The sequence below is a fragment of the Microbacterium luteolum genome (assembly GCF_039533965.1).
Classification (GTDB): domain Bacteria; phylum Actinomycetota; class Actinomycetes; order Actinomycetales; family Microbacteriaceae; genus Microbacterium; species Microbacterium luteolum.
Genome location: NZ_BAAAUN010000001.1, coordinates 112,978 through 128,521, shown reverse-complemented (window position 1 = coordinate 128,521; position 15,544 = coordinate 112,978). Strand labels below are relative to the sequence as shown.

The following is a 15,544-nucleotide window of genomic DNA, read 5'->3' as shown; positions in this document are numbered from 1 at the left end:
GGCGCTCGGGTCACTCGCGCCTCGAGGCTCCGTTCGCCTCGCGTGCGGCGTCGAGCCAGAACATGAGGTCGTCATCGTCGGCCAGCACACCCGGTGACACGTCGAGCCAGCTGTTGCCCATGGTCTTCGCTCCCATCACGGCGACGGCGACGCCGGGCCGGGTGAGGAGCGCGGCTCCGCTCTCCTCGTCGACCCGCACCAGAAGGACGCCGTTCTTCCGCGCGCCCACGAGGATGCGCCCGTCGAGCAGGAAAGCCCGAGTGCCGAACATCCGCTTCTCCTCGACGTCGCCTCCGACGTGAAGCAGCGCTCTGACCCGGTCGGCGAGCTCTTCCCCTGCAGCGTCCATCCATCAGCCTCCGGTCACGCGTGCCCGGCTCGCTCCATCGCTCGGAGCTCTTTCTTGAGATCCTGCACCTCGTCGCGCAAGCGGCCGGCGAGCTCGAACTTGAGCTCCGCGGCGGCGGCGAGCATCTGGTTCGACAGATCCTGGATCGTCGCCTCGAGCTGCTGCGCCCCCTCGGCCGCGATGCCGGTGCGCCGGAGGTTCGGCGTCGGAGACTTGCCCTTCCCCGACTGACGCCCGCGTCCCGAGAGCATGTCGGCCGTGTCGGCGCCCTCGCGCGCCAGCACCTCGGTGATGTCGGCGATGCGCTTGCGCAGCGGTGTCGGATCGATGCCGTGCTCGAGGTTGTAGGCGACCTGCTTCTCGCGACGCCGATCGGTCTCCTCGATCGCCTTGGCCATCGAATCGGTGATCTTGTCGGCGTACATGTGAACTTCGCCGGACACGTTACGTGCCGCTCGTCCGATCGTCTGGATCAGGGAGGTTCCCGATCGCAGGAACCCCTCCTTGTCGGCGTCGAGGATCGCGACGAGGGAGACCTCGGGGAGGTCGAGTCCCTCTCTCAGTAGGTTGATGCCGACCAGCACGTCGTAAACGCCGGCCCGCAGCTCGCTGAGCAGCTCCACACGGCGCAGGGTGTCGACGTCGGAGTGCAGGTACCGCACCCGGACGCCGTGCTCGCCGAGGAAGTCGGTGAGCTCTTCGGACATTTTCTTGGTGAGCGTCGTGACCAGCACGCGTTCGTCGCGTTCGACACGCAGGCGGATCTCCTCGAGCAGATCGTCGATCTGGCCCTTCGACGGCTTCACGACGATGTGCGGGTCGACCAGACCGGTCGGTCGGATGATCTGCTCGACGATGCCGTCGGCGATACCCATCTCGTACTTGCCCGGGGTCGCCGAGAGGTAGACGGTCTGACCGATGCGGTTCTTGAACTCATCCCAGCGCAGCGGACGGTTGTCCATCGCGCTCGGCAGACGGAACCCGTGGTCGACGAGCGTGCGCTTGCGCGAGGCGTCGCCCTCGTACATCGCACCGATCTGGGGCACGGTCACGTGCGACTCGTCGATCACCAGGAGGAAGTCGTCGGGGAAGAAGTCGAGCAGCGTGTGCGGCGGCTCCCCGGGCATGCGGCCGTCCATGTGCCGCGAGTAGTTCTCGATGCCTGAGCAGAAGCCGAGCTGCTGCATCATCTCGAGGTCGAACGAGGTGCGCATCCGCAGCCGCTGAGCTTCGAGCAGCTTGCCCTGGCGCTCGAACTCCGCGAGTCGCTCCTCGAGCTCGTGCTCGATCGTGCCGATGGAGCGCTGGATCACGTCGGTGCCGGCGACGTAGTGCGAGGCCGGGAAGATCGGCACGGAGTCGAGCTTCTCGATCACCTCTCCGGTCAGCGGATGCAGCGAGTACAGTCCCTCGATCTCGTCGCCGAAGAGCTCGATGCGGATCGCATGCTCTTCGTAGACCGGGATGATCTCGATCGTGTCGCCGCGCACGCGGAAGTTTCCGCGCGAGAAGTCCACGTCGTTGCGGTTGTACTGCATCGCGATGAACTGACGGATGAGCGCGTCGCGGTCGTATCGCTCGCCGACCTGCAGGGCGACCATCGCGCGGAGATATTCCTCCGGCGCGCCGAGGCCGTAGATGCACGACACGGTCGACACGACGATGACGTCTCGCCTGCTGAGCAGAGACTGCGTCGTCGAGTGCCGCAACCTCTCGACCTCGGCGTTGATCGACGAGTCCTTCTCGATGAAGGTGTCGGTCTGCGGCACGTAGGCCTCAGGCTGGTAGTAGTCGTAGTACGAGACGAAGTACTCGACCGCGTTGTTCGGCATGAGCTCGCGGAACTCGTTCGCGAGCTGCGCCGCGAGGGTCTTGTTGTGCGCGAGCACGAGCGTGGGGCGCTGCACTTGCTCGACCAGCCAGGCCGTCGTCGCGGACTTTCCCGTACCGGTCGCGCCGAGCAGCACCACGTCGGTCTCGCCTGCGTTGATGCGTCCAGCGAGGTCGGCGATGGCCTGCGGCTGGTCACCGGCGGGCGCATACTCGCTGATGACCTCGAAGGGGCGGACGCTACGCGTGGTTTGCATGTCTCCAGCGTATGCCGCCCCTCCGACATCGAGGCCGTCAGGAGATGAGCGTGGCCGTCTCCGCCGACGATTCCTGCGCCCACGTCGTCGTTCCGCCGTTGAGGAGGCTCATCGTCGCCGTCGACGTGAGCGGTCCTGGCACGGATCCGACCACGTTGAACGTGAGCGCTCCGCCGAACCCGGAAGGCGTGGCGACGAACGTGAACGAGCTCGCGGTGCTTCCGAGACCCGGCGTGGCGGACCAGCCGCCGATCGACGAACCCGCGTCGATCGTGACCGGCGAATCGAAGACGACCACGACGACGAGCGACGCGCCAGCCGGCGGGTTCACCCAGGGGGTGGCGCGATAACTGATCTGCGTGCTGAAGGTCGCCCGCAGCCCGTCCTGCGCCGCGACCAGGGTCGTGAACGCGCCCTGCGCCTCGGCATCCCAGTAGTAGTTAGCCTCGCTGTTGACCGTGCCGCCGGTGCTCGCCGCCGCGAGCGGGACCGCAGTGGCGACAGCGATCACCGGCAGCGACCAGGCCGCACCCCTGACCATCGTGCGACGAGAGATCCCGGGCTTGTCGTCAGTCATGTTCTGCTTCCCGGCGCAGAAAATCCATCCCCAGCAGACGCTCCCCTGGGCGTCCCCACGCCTCATATCAGAATATCAACGCCACCCTCCGAGCTGGATGGGAGCGGGGTCTCCGGCCCTAGAGTGGGGCGCGTGATCGAGTTCATCATCGGCTCCAGCCTCGCCGCCGCTGCGGGCCTGAACGCGTGGATGCCGCTGTTCCTGCTCGGCCTCGCGGACCGGCTGCTCCCTGCGATGGCACTCCCGGCCGGCTGGTCCTGGCTGTCCAGCGACGTGGCGCTCTGGGTGATCGGCGCGCTCCTCGTGTTCGAGATCGTGGCCGACAAGATCCCGGCTCTGGATTCGATCAACGACGTCATCCAGAGCATCATCCGTCCGGCGGCAGGCGGAATCGCGTTCGGGGCGGGCGCGGGCGCTCAGACGATCGCCGTCGACGATCCGGCATCGTTCTTCGCGGACAACACCTGGGTTCCCGTCGCAGCCGGCATCGTGATCGCGCTCGCCGTGCACGTGCTCAAGGCGACGGCTCGCCTCGCCGCGAACGCCACGACCGGAGGACTCGCGGCCCCTGTGCTGAGCACGGTCGAGGACGGCACATCCTTCGCCCTCGCGGCCGCGGCGATCATCGTGCCGGTGATCGCCGGCATCCTTCTCGTCGGACTGATCGTCACGGCGATCGTGGTGCTGCGGCGAGCGGCACGACGGCGCAGGCAGAAGGGCTCGGGTCAGTCCGAGGGCCGCGTCCAGACGTAGGGAGTCGTCGTCGAGACCTTCACGAGCCCCGACCGCTCGAGGATCGGACGGGAGAACTCGGTCGAGTCCGACTGCAGGTAACGGAACCCACGATCCAGAGCCGACCGTGCCCGCGCCGCCGTGAGCGCTCGGTAGATGCTCCGGCCGCGCCATTCGGGCCGCGTGGCACCACCCCAGAGGCCGGCGAAGGCCGTTCCGGCGACGGGCTCCAGCCGACCGGCGCTCACCACCGCGCCCTCCGACACCGCGATCCACAGTTCGACCGCGTCGTCCGCCCGCAGACGGGCGATGAGCGCCTCCGCACGCGCACGCCAATCCGCGTCGGCGAACACCTGCCCCTGCATCTCGCCGGCGGCGAGCACGTCCGCGTCGGTCCGTGCGCGCCGGATCTCCACGCTCGCGGGGATCTCGACGGCCTGCGCGAGCAGACGAGCCTCGCCGATCATGATCGATTCCGGATCCTCTGGCACGAAGCCCCGGCCGACGAGGTTGTCGTGCAACCCGGGAGCACGGTCGTGCCCACGCGTCTTCCACTCGACCGCGGCGATACCGCCCAGCCCGAGGAAGTGCGTGACGGACGCGTCCACCAGGGCGGCGATGCCGTCGGCATCCGCTCCCCCGAGATCCGCGTAGGTGATGAACCCCTGACCGCCGGGCAGGGTCGCGAGATGCAGGGGACCGTGCTGAGTCACCTGGAGGGCGTTCGTGATCTCCGCGCCGGTGCGCAGCTCGCTGTCGTAGGCCTCGAGATATTCCTGCTGCATGGGACGATCCTCCCAGAGCCTGAACGTCATCCTCGACCGGTCGGGACTCCTCGCAGGGCCGACCAGGCGGCGAGGGCGGCAGCGGCGCACATCGCCACGACGGCCGCCACGAACCAGCTCCAGCTCGCCGCACCGAAGACGAGGCCGAGCAGCCAGCCGAAGAGGCTGGAACCCGCGTAGTACGCGAAGTAGTAGAGCGACGAGGCCTGCGCCCTGCTCGCCGGATCCGCAGCGACCGGCGTCCATCCCGAGGCCACGGCGTGTGCGCCGAAGAAGCCGGCAGTGAACAGCAGGAGTCCCCCGAGCACCACGGCCGCGACGGGGACGAGCAGCAGACCCGCGCCTGCCGCCATGACGCCGATCGATACGAGCAGCACCGGGAAGCGACCGACCCGGGATGCGAGGGCGCCCGCCCACGGCGACGACACGGTGCCGGAGAGATACGCGAGGAAGAGCAGGGTCACCAGCCACGAGGGAAGGTCGAACGGCTCCGCCGAGAGATGGAACCCCAGATAGTTGTAGACCGCGACGAAGGCGCCCATCAGCAGGAAGCCCTGTGCGTACAGCGCCCACTGCAGGGTGGAGCGCAGCGGCGCGCGCAGCCGCTCCCGGATGCCGGGGCCGCGGACGTCTCGCAGGCGCCCCGGCACGAATCCCCTTGCGCGGGGTGTGAGCCAGAGGAAGAGCACAGCGGCCGCCGCGCACAGCACTGCGACGCTCAGGACGCCGGCCTGCCACCCGCCGAACTCTCCCACGATGCCGGACACGATGCGCCCGAGCAGACCGCCGACGGTCGTGCCGGCGATATAGCTCCCCGCCGCCGTGGCGGCGTGGCGCCCCTCGACCTCCTCGCTGAGGTAGGCGAGGGCGACAGCCGGGACCGCCCCGAGCGCGACGCCCTCCGCGAACCGCAACGCGAGGAGCACGGTGATCTCGCCGCTCAGCGGGGCCACGAGACCGAACAGGGTCGCGGTGAGCACACCCGTCGCCATGGCCGGCACCCGCCCGATGCGATCGGCGACCGTCGACCACGGGATGACGGCCAGGGCCAGACCGAGCGTCGCGGCCGACACGCTGAGCGCCGCCGTCGCGGGACTGACAGCGAGGTCCGCCGAGATCTGCGGAAGCACGGCCTGCGCCGAGTACAACTGCGCGAAGGTCGCGATCCCGGCGAAGAACAGGCCGATGATGAGGCGCCGGTACTCGCGGGATCCTGGCGCGTGGCCGGAGAAGGTCACTGCCCCCGGATCCGCTCCCAGAGGGCGTCGGTCTGCGCGTGCGTCTCCGCGATATCGCCCGCCGTGTCGATCACGACATCGGCGATCGCCAGGCGCTTCTCATCGGAGACCTGCGCGTCGATCCGCTCCTGGGCAGCCTTCTCGTCCATACCTCGCAGCTCGACCAGTCGATCCCGTCGTACGGATGCCGGCGCATGGGCGACGACGATCAGGTCCCACGGATCATCGACCCTGGCCTCGACGAGCAGCGGGACGTCGTACACGACCACGGCCTGCGCGTCGTCGGCGAAGGCCTCCTCGAACCGCCGCTGCGACTCCTCCCGCACCGCGGGGTGGACGATGGCGTTCAGCTGCTTCAGGAGCTCGGGGTCGCCGAACGCCCTGGCGCCGAGCGCTGCCCGATCGAGGGCGCCCTCCGAGGTGATGACCTCGGGGCCGAAGGCCTCCGCGATGCGTGCCAGCACCGGCGAACCGGGAGACTGCACGTCGCGCACGATCTGATCGGCGTCGACGATGATCGCTCCGCGCTCCGCCAGGCGTCGCGCGATGGTCGACTTCCCGGACGCGATGCCGCCGGTGAGTGCGATGAGAGGCATGCGGCCAGTCTAGAGTTCGGAGGCTTCCGACCTCACCGCGACAGGAGCTGGCGACGGGAGCTGATCACTCCGGTGTCGAAGCCCGCCAGGTGGAGCCCGCCGTGGAATCGCGCATGCTCGATCTTGATGCAGCGATCCATGACGACCGAGAGCCCTGCCTCTTCCGCACGGGCGGCGGCCTCCTCATTCCACGAGCCGAGCTGCAGCCAGAGCGCCTTCGCGCCGACGTCGATCGCCTCCTGCGCGACGCCCGGGAGATCGTCGTGGCGACGGAACACGTCGACGACGTCGGGCACGACGGGGAGGTCGGCGAGGGAGGCGTACACGGGCTGACCGAGGATCTCGGTCTCGCGCGGGTTCACGAGGTACACGTCGTAGGCGGTGCTCGACAGCAGGTACGTCGCGACGAAGAACGACGCGCGCGCCGGGTTGTTCGACGCGCCGACGATCGCCACGGACTTCGCCCGGCGGAGCAGTGCGAACCGCTCCTGCTGATTCGGTCCGACCCACGTCCGCCCCGCCACGGCAGGCGTGACACCGGGCAGCGCGCACGCGGCGGCATCCGTCACGGCCGGAACGACGCAGGCATCCGCCGGAGTGTTCGTCGCGCTCATCGGTTCTGTCCCGTCGCCGTCGTGAGGGCCTGATCGAGGTCCCAGATGATGTCGTCCGCGTCCTCGAGTCCCACCGAGATGCGGATGAGGTCGGGCCGCACGCCTGCAGCCACGAGCTGCTCCTCGGTGAGCTGGCGGTGGGTCGTGGATGCGGGGTGGATCACGAGCGTACGCGCATCCCCGATGTTCGCGAGGTGCGAGGCGAGCTGCAGGTTCTCGATCAGCGTCTCCCCCGCCGCACGGCCGTCCTCCGCGGCGACGCCGAACGCGAAGACCGAGCCGGGCCCGAGCGGGAGGTACTTCGCGGCGCGCTCGTGGTGCGGATGTCCCTCGAGTCCGGCCCACGTGACATACGCGACCCGCGGGTCGGACGCGAGCCAGTCAGCCACGACGCGCGCGTTCGCGAGGTGCGCGTCGATCCGCTGCGGCAGCGTCTCGACGCCCTGGAGCAGGTTGAACGCGGACTGCGGGCTCAGCGCCGGGCCGATGTCGCGCAGCTGCTCGGAGCGCAGCTTGGTCAGGAAGCCGTACTCGCCGAAGTTGTCCCACCACTTGATGCCGCCGTAGGACTCGACGGGCTCGGTCATCTGCGGGAACTTGCCGTTGCCCCAGTCGAACGTGCCCTTCTCGATCACCACGCCGCCGAGGGTCGTGCCGTGACCGCCGAGGAACTTCGTCACCGAATGGATCACGATGTCGGCACCGTGCTCGAGTGGACGAGCCAGGTACGGCGTCGCCAGCGTCGCATCCACGACGAGAGGCACTCCCGCCTCATGCGCGACGGCGGCCAGTCCTTCGATGTCGGCGATCTCCCCCGAGGGGTTGCCGATCATCTCGACGTACACGACCTTGGTCTCCGGCCGGATCGCGGCGGCGTAGTCGGCGGGATCGGTCGAAGCGACGAAGGTGGTCTCGACGCCGAAGCGCCGAAGAGTCACGTCGAGCTGCGTCACCGTGCCGCCGTAGAGCTGCGCGGCAGCGACCACGTGGTCCCCTGCGCCGACGAGTGCGGCGAAGGTGATGAACTCCGCGCTCATCCCGGATGCCGTCGCGACCGCGCCGATGCCGCCCTCGAGCGAGGCCAGGCGCTCCTCCAGGGCAGCGACCGTCGGGTTGCCGATGCGCGAGTAGATGTTGCCGTACTTCTGCAGGGCGAACAGGTTCCCGGCATCCGCGGCGTCGTCGAAGACGAACGAGGTCGTCTGGTAGATCGGCACGGCGCGGGCGCCGGTCGACGCGTCGGGGGTCCCGCCCGCGTGGAGGGCCCTGGTTCGGAATCCGAAGCGGTGTTCTTCCGTCATGCTGTCCTCAGTTCGGGGTGGTCAGTGAGACCGTGGGGTGAGTTCGGCGGCAGCGAGCACGTCGGCGATGTCGTCGACGGCCCAGGGGTTCTGCAGCGAAGTGGTGTCGCCGAGCGCCTGCGGTTCGCGGCCGGCGCGGCGATCCTGCTCGGCCTCCCACAACTGTGCCAGCAGTCGGCGCATGATCTTGCCCGAACGCGTCTTGGGGAGGTCGGGGACCACTACGACGTGCTTCGGCTTGGCGACGGGTCCGATGGCCTGCGCGACCTGGGCGCGGAGATCGGACGGCGTCACCTCGGCGCGACCCGACGGCGTCACGAACGCGACGACGGCCTGGCCGGTGACCGGATCGGCGACTCCGGCGGAGCCCGCCTCGCCGACCGTGTCGTGGGCGACGAGCGCGGATTCGATCTCGATGGTCGAGAGCCGGTGCCCCGAGACGTTGACCACGTCGTCGAGGCGTCCGAGGATCCAGATGTATCCGTCGACGTCGCGGGTGGCTCCATCGCCGGCGACGTAGTAACCGCCGAACTCGCCGTGTCCGGCGTACGCCGACCAGTAGGCGTCACGGTACCGCTGCGGATTCCCCCACACCGTGCGCGCCATCCCCGGCCAGGGCCGCCGCACGACCAGCGTGCCCGACCGCCCAGGAGCGACCTCGCGTCCCTGCTCGTCGACCACGGCGACGTCGATGCCCGGCAGCGGAACGGTCGCCGAGCCCGGCTTGAGGCTCGTGACCCCCGGCAGCGGAGCGATCATCGCCGCACCCGTCTCGGACTGCCACCACGTGTCGACGATCGGCAGCTCGTCGCGGCCGAAGTTCCGGCGGAACCACACCCACGCCTCGGGGTTGATGGCCTCGCCGACGGTTCCCAGCAGGCGCAACGTGGAGAGGTCGTGCCCGGTCGGCAGGTCGGCGCCGAACCAGGTCATGAAGGTGCGGATCAGCGTCGGCGCGGTGTAGTAGACGGTGACGCCGTAGCGCTCGATGATCTCGAGGTGGCGCTCCCGGTGCGGCGCATCGGGCGTTCCCTCGTAGATGACCTGGGTGAGGCCGTTCGAGAGCGGACCGTAGATCTCGTAGGTGTGCGCGGTCACCCACGCGAGGTCGGCCGTGCACCAGTGCACGTCGTCGGGCTTCGCGTCGAAGTGCGCCCAGTGCGCCCAGCTCGCGTGCGTCAGGTAGCCGCCCGAGGTGTGGACGAGTCCCTTCGGCTTCCCGGTCGTCCCGGAGGTGTAGATGATGAAGAGCGGATGCTCGGCGGCGAACGGCTGCGCCTGGTGCTCGGTGGAGGCCGTGTCGACGACGTCGTGCCACCAGACGTCCCGCCCCTCGGTCCAGGGGACGTCCTGGCCGGTCCGGCGCAGCACGAGGACGTGCTCGAGGTCGGGCAGGTCGGCCGCGGCGATGTCGGCGGTCGACTTCACCTCGGTGGCCGTGCCCCGGCGGAACTGTCCGTCGCTCGTGACGAGCAGCTTGGCCCCGGTGTCCTCCAGCCGGAAGCGCACGGCCTCGGCCGAGAACCCGCCGAAGACAAGCGAGTGCACGGCGCCGATGCGCGCGCAGGCGAGCGTGACCACCACGGTCTCGACGAGCACCGGGAGGTAGATGACCACGCGATCGCCGGGGCGGATGCCGAGTGCGAGGAGCGCGTTCGCCGCCTGGGACACGCGGCGCTGCAGATCCGCGTAGGTGACCGAGGCGCGATCGCCGGGCTCGCCCTCGAAGTGGAGGGCGACCTTGTCTCCGCGGCCCGCGGCGACGTGCCGGTCGACGCAGTTGTACGCGACGTTGAGCGTGCCGCCGAGGAACCAGCGCGCCGCGGGGATCGCTCCATCGGTCGGCGGCTCCCACTCGTGCGCGGTGTGCCACGGCTCGAACCAATCGAGCCGTCGCGCGGCATCCTCCCAGAACGCGATCGGGTCGGCGGTGGCGCGCTCGTACGCCTCGACGCCGATGTTCGCCTGCTCGTCGAAGCCGGCAGGAGGCGCATAGACACGCGACTCCTGGAGTCGGGCTTCTGTCACGGTCACGTCCATCTTCTGAGCAGGTACTTCTCCAGCAGCGCGAGGATGCCGTTCGTGATGGTTCCGAGCAGAGCCAGCAGCACGATGGAGAGCAGGATGCGGTCGACACGGCCGGTGCTCTGCGAGTCGGTCAGCAGGAAGCCGAGCCCCATCGACGAGGCGATCAGCTCCGCCGCGACGAGGAAGAGCCAGGCCTGGGCGAGCGCGAGGCGCAGGCCGGAGACGACCGAGGGCACGACGGCGGGCAGCTGCACGGTCCGGAACAGCGACCAGCCGTGCAGGCTGAACGATCGTCCGGCCTCGACGAGGTGCGGGTCGACGTGGCGCAGCGCCGAGGCGACGGTCGTGTACACCGGGAAGAAGGCTCCGATAGCGATGAGCGTGACCTTGGATTCCTCACCGATCTGCATCCACAGGATGAGAAGAGGCACCCAGGCGAGAGACGGTACGGCTCGCAGTGCAGCGAGCGTCGGGCTGAGGAGCACGTCGCCCAGCCGTGACAGTCCGACCAGACCTGCGACGGCGAGGCCGATCACGGACCCGATCGCGAAGCCGAGTAGAACACGCTGCACCGAGATCGCGATGTGTGTCCAGAGCTGGCCGGTCTCAGCCAGCTCGACGCCCGCGAGGAAGACCGACGCCGGCGCAGGGAGGCGGTACGGCTCGATGAGCCCGGATGTCGTGACGACCTGCCAGGCGACCAGGATGATGGCGGGCAGCACGAGTCCGGCGAGGATGCGCACGGCCGAGCGGTCCCAGGAGCGGCGCGCACCGGCATCCGGGCGCCGTCGCACCCCCTTCGCGACGTCGAGAGCCTCTCTCGAATCCGCAGGGACGATGACCCGCTGGTCGGGAGCGGTCACTCGCCGCCGACCGCCTTCTCGGCGAACGTCGAGTTCACGATCGATGAGAGCGCCTTGTCGACGGAGTCCTTGCCGCCCTGCACATCGCCCGATTCGACGAGGACCGGAGCGATCTTCTCGAGAACCTTGATCTGGTCGTCACCGGGGACGCCGCTGACGTCGAGGTTCGAACGCTCCTCGATGACCGTGGTCGCCACGTCGATGTCGATGCCGGCGACCTCGGCGAGCAGCGCCGCCGTCTCCTCGGGGTTCTCGAGCGCCCACTCGCGCGCCTTCTCGTAGGCGTCGACGACGGCCTGCGCCAGGTCGGGGTGGTTCGTGATGAAGTCCTCGGTGGCGTTCAGGAAGCCGTACGTGTTGAAGTCGACGTTGCGGTAGATGAGCTTGTCGCCCGATTCCGCCTCCGCTGCGGCCATGATCGGGTCGAGCCCTGCCCAGGCGGCGACAGATCCGCCGTCGAGGGCGGCGCGACCGTCGGCGTGCTGCAGGTTCTGCACTTCGACGTCGGAGAGCGAGAGGCCGCCCTCCTCGAGCGCCTGGAGGAGGAAGAAGTAGGGGTCGGTGCCCTTGGTCGCGGCGACCGACTTGCCCTTGAGGTCCTCCACGGAGGTGATGTCGCTGTCAGGGCCGACGACGATCGCCGACCACTCGGGCTGCGAGAAGATGTCGATGACCTGGATCGGCGAGCCGTTGGCACGGGCGAGGAGCGCGGCGGAACCCGCGGTGGAGCCGACGTCGACCGAACCCGAGCGCAGCAGCTCGTTGGCCTTGTTGGAGCCGGCGGACTGGATCCACTCGACCTCGACGTCGTCGCCGAGGATGTCCTCAAGGATGCCCTGGTCCTTGATGACGAGGCTGAGTGGGTTGTATGTGGCGAAGTCGATGGACAGCGTGTCGGCCGACCACTCCGTTGCTTCCGCGGTGCTGTCCTTCTCAGGCGCATCGGCCTTGGCGTTCTCGCCGGCGACGCAGCCGGTCGCGACGAGCATCATCGTCCCGGCGATGGCGATCGCGGGGATGATTCGGCGGGTGATGGTGCTCATCGGGTCTCCTCGGTGATGCGGTGGTGGGTGTCGACGCCGAGTCCTTCGAGGAGCTCGGCGCGCAGGTCGGCGAGGCCGCGATCGGCGCGGTCTCGGGGGCGGATGCCGGGCACGGCGACCGTTCGGGCGATCGAGGGCGCGGCATCGCCGGTGTCTCCGGTCAGCGTGCGCAGCAGCAGCACGCGATCGGCGAGATAGAGGGCCTCTTCGACATCGTGGGTGACGAGGAGGATCGTGGTGGGCTCGGCGGCGTGGATCTTCAGCAGCAGGTCGTGCATGCGAAGACGAGTGAGCGCGTCGAGGGCGCCGAACGGCTCGTCGAGGAGGAGCACCCCGGGGTTGCGCGCCAGGGCCCTGGCGAGCGAGGCGCGCTGCGCCATACCGCCGGAGACCTCGCGAGGACGCTGATCCGCCGCGTGCTCGAGACCGACGAGATGCAGCAGCTCACGCACGCGCTCGCGCCCCGGTCGGCGAGCGGTGCCGCGAGGGAGACCGAGTTCGACGTTCTGCGCCAGGGTGCGCCAGGGCAGCAGTCGCGGCTCCTGGAAGGCGATCGCGGTGCGCTCATCGACGTCGGCGACGCCGGTGCCGTCGAGGCGGATGCTGCCGCTGGTCGGGGTGTCCAGTCCGCCGACAAGACGGAGGAGGGTCGACTTGCCGCATCCGGACGGACCGACGACGGCGACGATCTCACCAGCGGCGACATCGAGGTCGACGCTGCGGAGGACCTCGCGGCGTCCCTGCGGCAGCGGGAACGCCCGCTCGATGCCCTCGAGTCGCACGGCCTGTGCCAGGCCCGCCGATCTCGGGGCGTCGGCAGCGCGCGACGCAGGCAGGAGGGCAGTCATGGTCCCCATGCTGGCCGAGCGGGGCAATTGTTACGAATGCCGCCGTAATGTTCCGTCACGCAGGGAATCACGCGTGTTCCGGACACGCGAAACGGGCCGCCACGCCCACCCGAGGGTGAGGTGACGGCCCGTTTCAGAGCGTGATGCTTACGCGTTGCCGCCCGACAGCTTCTCGCGGAGAGCCGCGAGTGCCTCGTCGTCGGCCAGGGTGCCTGCACCGGTGGCTTCGCTCGAGAAGACCTGGCCGCCGAAGTCGGCGCCGGCCTCTGCCTCGGCCTCTGCGGCCTTGGTGACCTGAGCCTTGTGGGCCTCCCAGCGAGCCTGGGCTGCAGCGTACTCCTGCTCCCATGCCTCGCGCTGGGTGTCGAAGCCTTCCTTCCAGGCGCCGGTCTCGGCGTCGAAGCCCTCCGGGTACTTGTACTCGCCGTTCTCGTCGTACTCGGCGAGCATGCCGTACAGGGCCGGGTCGAACTCGGTGCCGTTGGGGTCGACCGACTCGTTGGCCTGCTTCAGCGACAGCGAGATGCGGCGACGCTCGAGGTCGATGTCGATGACCTTGACGAAGACCTCTTCGCCGACCGACACGACCTGCTCGGCCAGCTCGACGTGCTTGCTGGAGAGCTCGGAGATGTGGACGAGGCCCTCGATGCCGTCTGCGACGCGCACGAACGCACCGAACGGGACGAGCTTGGTGACCTTACCCGGCGTGACCTGTCCGATCGCGTGGGTACGGGCGAAGACCTGCCACGGGTCCTCCTGCGTCGCCTTCAGCGACAGGGAGACGCGCTCGCGGTCGAGGTCGACCTCGAGGATCTCGACGGTGACCTCCTGGCCAACCTCGACGACCTCGGAGGCGTGCTCGATGTGCTTCCAGGACAGCTCGGAGACGTGCACGAGGCCGTCCACGCCACCCAGGTCGACGAACGCACCGAAGTTGACGATCGACGAGACGACACCCTTGCGGACCTGACCCTTGTGCAGGTTGTTCAGGAACGTGGTGCGCGACTCCGACTGCGTCTGCTCGAGCAGCGCACGGCGGCTGAGGACGACGTTGTTGCGGTTCTTGTCGAGCTCGAGGATCTTGGCCTCGATCTCCTGGCCGAGGTACGGCGTGAGGTCGCGGACGCGGCGCAGCTCGATGAGCGAGGCCGGCAGGAAGCCGCGGAGGCCGATGTCGACGATGAGTCCACCCTTGACGACCTCGATGACCGTACCGGTGACGACGCCGTCGTTCTCCTTGATCTTCTCGACGTCTCCCCAGGCACGCTCGTACTGAGCACGCTTCTTGGAGAGGATCAGACGGCCTTCCTTGTCCTCCTTCTGGAGAACAAGAGCCTCGACCTCGTCGCCGACCTTGACGACCTCGTTGGGGTCGACGTCGTGCTTGATGGAGAGCTCGCGCGAGGGGATGACACCCTCGGTCTTGTATCCGACGTCGAGCAGAACCTCATCGCGGTCGATCTTGACGATCGTGCCTTCGATGATGTCGCCGTCGTTGAAGAACTTCAGGGTCTTCTCGACCGCGGCCAGGAAGTCCTCAGCAGATCCGATGTCGTTGATGGCGACCTGCTTGGTGGCCGGGGCGGTCGTTGCGGTAGTCATGTAGTGGGTTGTCCTTGTTGGATGGAGACTCAGGCTGGGTGACAAAGGCCGCGCACGGCCGACTGCATGCTTCCCAGCGGTTGGATTTTGGTGTGCTGACACGAGGGCATGCGTAGGCACGCCACGAGTGACAACTCAGGTTATCAGAAGTCCGGATGCCGGTGGGATTCGGTTTCGCCCATTCGGCCTGTGGATAACTCGAACGGCCAGCGGCGCCAACGGGCTACCGTGTCCCGGTGATCCACCACCGACATGCTCCGACCTCGATCATCGCGCTCGCGCTGACCTCGGCACTGGTCGTGGGGTGCTCCCCCGCCCCCGAGCCGACACCGACCCCGACCGCGGCCTTCGCCTCGGAGGAAGAGGCGTTCGCCGCGGCGGAGGAGACGTACCGGGCGTTCACGTCGCGACTCAATGAAGTTGACACGAGCGATTCAACGACGTTCGAACCGCTGTTTGCTTTGTCGAGCGGCGAGTTCGAAAAGGCAGATCGAGAGGCGTACTCGACCATGCACGCAGAAGGACTTATCGTCGACGGCGACACCAGGATTCTTTCGTTTCAGGGTTCGGAGGCCGTCTCGCCCTTCACCGTAGTTGTAGCCGACGTCTGCCTTGATGTTCGAGCCGTGACGGTTGTCGACGCCGACGGTGCTTCGCACGTCGATCCGGATCGCCCCGATGTATATGCCCTCAGCGTGACCTTTATCTACGACGAAACACAGCTACTCATCGATTCCGCGATAGTGAACCAGGACTTTGCATGCGACGAGCTCTGATTTCTCTGGCGTCCGCCTGGCTCGCTGTCACAGCGATGGGCATCGTTCCGGTCAGCATGGACGATGACGAGCCTCCACTCGGAAGCGCGGCAATCTCCGTCGGGA

The 15,544-nt window shown here is 68.4% G+C and carries 15 protein-coding genes; 2 read left to right on the top strand and 13 right to left on the bottom strand.

Annotated features, from left to right (window positions below; translation table 11 throughout):
* Positions 1-10 precede the first annotated feature (10 nt).
* From ABD648_RS00640 to ABD648_RS00630, 3 genes are read right to left on the bottom strand one after another with little or no spacing between them, the layout of a single operon-like run.
* Positions 11-349 (bottom strand): TfoX/Sxy family protein, encoded by a 339-nt coding sequence (locus tag ABD648_RS00640; protein ID WP_282216824.1) that lies wholly within the window; start codon positions 347-349, stop codon positions 11-13.
* Positions 350-363: 14 nt separating this feature from the next.
* Positions 364-2,436, bottom strand: coding sequence for an excinuclease ABC subunit UvrB (gene uvrB, locus ABD648_RS00635; RefSeq protein WP_282216823.1), 2,073 nt, complete (start codon positions 2,434-2,436; stop codon positions 364-366).
* Between the two features lie 37 nt (positions 2,437-2,473).
* Positions 2,474-3,013, bottom strand: coding sequence for a hypothetical protein (locus ABD648_RS00630; RefSeq protein WP_282216822.1), 540 nt, complete (start codon positions 3,011-3,013; stop codon positions 2,474-2,476).
* A 132-nt stretch (positions 3,014-3,145) separates the two neighbouring features.
* On the opposite strand from ABD648_RS00630, the gene ABD648_RS00625 reads away from it, so the two are divergent.
* Positions 3,146-3,766: a DUF4126 domain-containing protein gene (locus tag ABD648_RS00625; protein WP_282216821.1), complete on the top strand. Its 621-nt coding sequence runs from the start codon at positions 3,146-3,148 to the stop codon at positions 3,764-3,766.
* Here the strand turns inward: ABD648_RS00625 and ABD648_RS00620 are convergent.
* The 10 genes from ABD648_RS00620 to rpsA all read right to left on the bottom strand — a co-directional run bounded on the left by ABD648_RS00620 (position 3,739) and on the right by rpsA (position 14,663).
* Positions 3,739-4,530, bottom strand: a complete 792-nt coding sequence (locus ABD648_RS00620; RefSeq protein WP_282216820.1) for a GNAT family N-acetyltransferase — start codon at positions 4,528-4,530, stop codon at positions 3,739-3,741. The two genes, ABD648_RS00625 and ABD648_RS00620, sit on opposite strands and share 28 nt — an antisense overlap.
* Positions 4,531-4,556: 26 nt before the next feature.
* A complete protein-coding gene (locus ABD648_RS00615) occupies positions 4,557-5,768 on the bottom strand; it encodes an MFS transporter (RefSeq protein WP_282216819.1) in 1,212 nt (403 codons plus the stop codon).
* The gene (coaE, locus tag ABD648_RS00610; protein ID WP_282216818.1) at positions 5,765-6,364 is read right to left on the bottom strand and encodes a dephospho-CoA kinase; all 600 of its coding nucleotides are present in this window, start codon (positions 6,362-6,364) and stop codon (positions 5,765-5,767) included. The genes ABD648_RS00615 and coaE overlap by 4 nt, the downstream gene beginning before the upstream one ends.
* A gap of 32 nt (positions 6,365-6,396) precedes the next feature.
* Complete coding sequence (locus tag ABD648_RS00605; RefSeq protein WP_282216817.1) at positions 6,397-6,978, bottom strand: CoA-binding protein; 582 nt, start codon at positions 6,976-6,978, stop codon at positions 6,397-6,399.
* A complete protein-coding gene (locus ABD648_RS00600) occupies positions 6,975-8,279 on the bottom strand; it encodes an O-acetylhomoserine aminocarboxypropyltransferase/cysteine synthase family protein (RefSeq protein WP_282216816.1) in 1,305 nt (434 codons plus the stop codon). Before ABD648_RS00600 ends, ABD648_RS00605 begins: the two co-directional genes overlap by 4 nt.
* A 21-nt stretch (positions 8,280-8,300) precedes the next feature.
* On the bottom strand, positions 8,301-10,319 hold the full coding sequence (gene acs / locus ABD648_RS00595; protein WP_282216815.1) for an acetate--CoA ligase: 2,019 nt from the start codon (positions 10,317-10,319) through the stop codon (positions 8,301-8,303).
* On the bottom strand, positions 10,310-11,170 hold the full coding sequence (locus ABD648_RS00590) for an ABC transporter permease (protein WP_425561689.1): 861 nt from the start codon (positions 11,168-11,170) through the stop codon (positions 10,310-10,312). The genes acs and ABD648_RS00590 overlap by 10 nt, the downstream gene beginning before the upstream one ends.
* The gene (locus ABD648_RS00585; protein ID WP_282216814.1) at positions 11,167-12,213 is read right to left on the bottom strand and encodes an aliphatic sulfonate ABC transporter substrate-binding protein; all 1,047 of its coding nucleotides are present in this window, start codon (positions 12,211-12,213) and stop codon (positions 11,167-11,169) included. The genes ABD648_RS00590 and ABD648_RS00585 overlap by 4 nt, the downstream gene beginning before the upstream one ends.
* Positions 12,210-13,061, bottom strand: a complete 852-nt coding sequence (locus ABD648_RS00580) for an ABC transporter ATP-binding protein (RefSeq protein WP_282216813.1) — start codon at positions 13,059-13,061, stop codon at positions 12,210-12,212. The genes ABD648_RS00585 and ABD648_RS00580 overlap by 4 nt, the downstream gene beginning before the upstream one ends.
* A 147-nt stretch (positions 13,062-13,208) precedes the next feature.
* Complete coding sequence (gene rpsA / locus ABD648_RS00575; protein ID WP_116636854.1) at positions 13,209-14,663, bottom strand: 30S ribosomal protein S1; 1,455 nt, start codon at positions 14,661-14,663, stop codon at positions 13,209-13,211.
* Positions 14,664-14,899: 236 nt separating this feature from the next.
* On the opposite strand from rpsA, the gene ABD648_RS00570 reads away from it, so the two are divergent.
* Complete coding sequence (locus tag ABD648_RS00570; RefSeq protein WP_282216812.1) at positions 14,900-15,439, top strand: hypothetical protein; 540 nt, start codon at positions 14,900-14,902, stop codon at positions 15,437-15,439.
* Positions 15,440-15,544 lie beyond the last annotated feature (105 nt).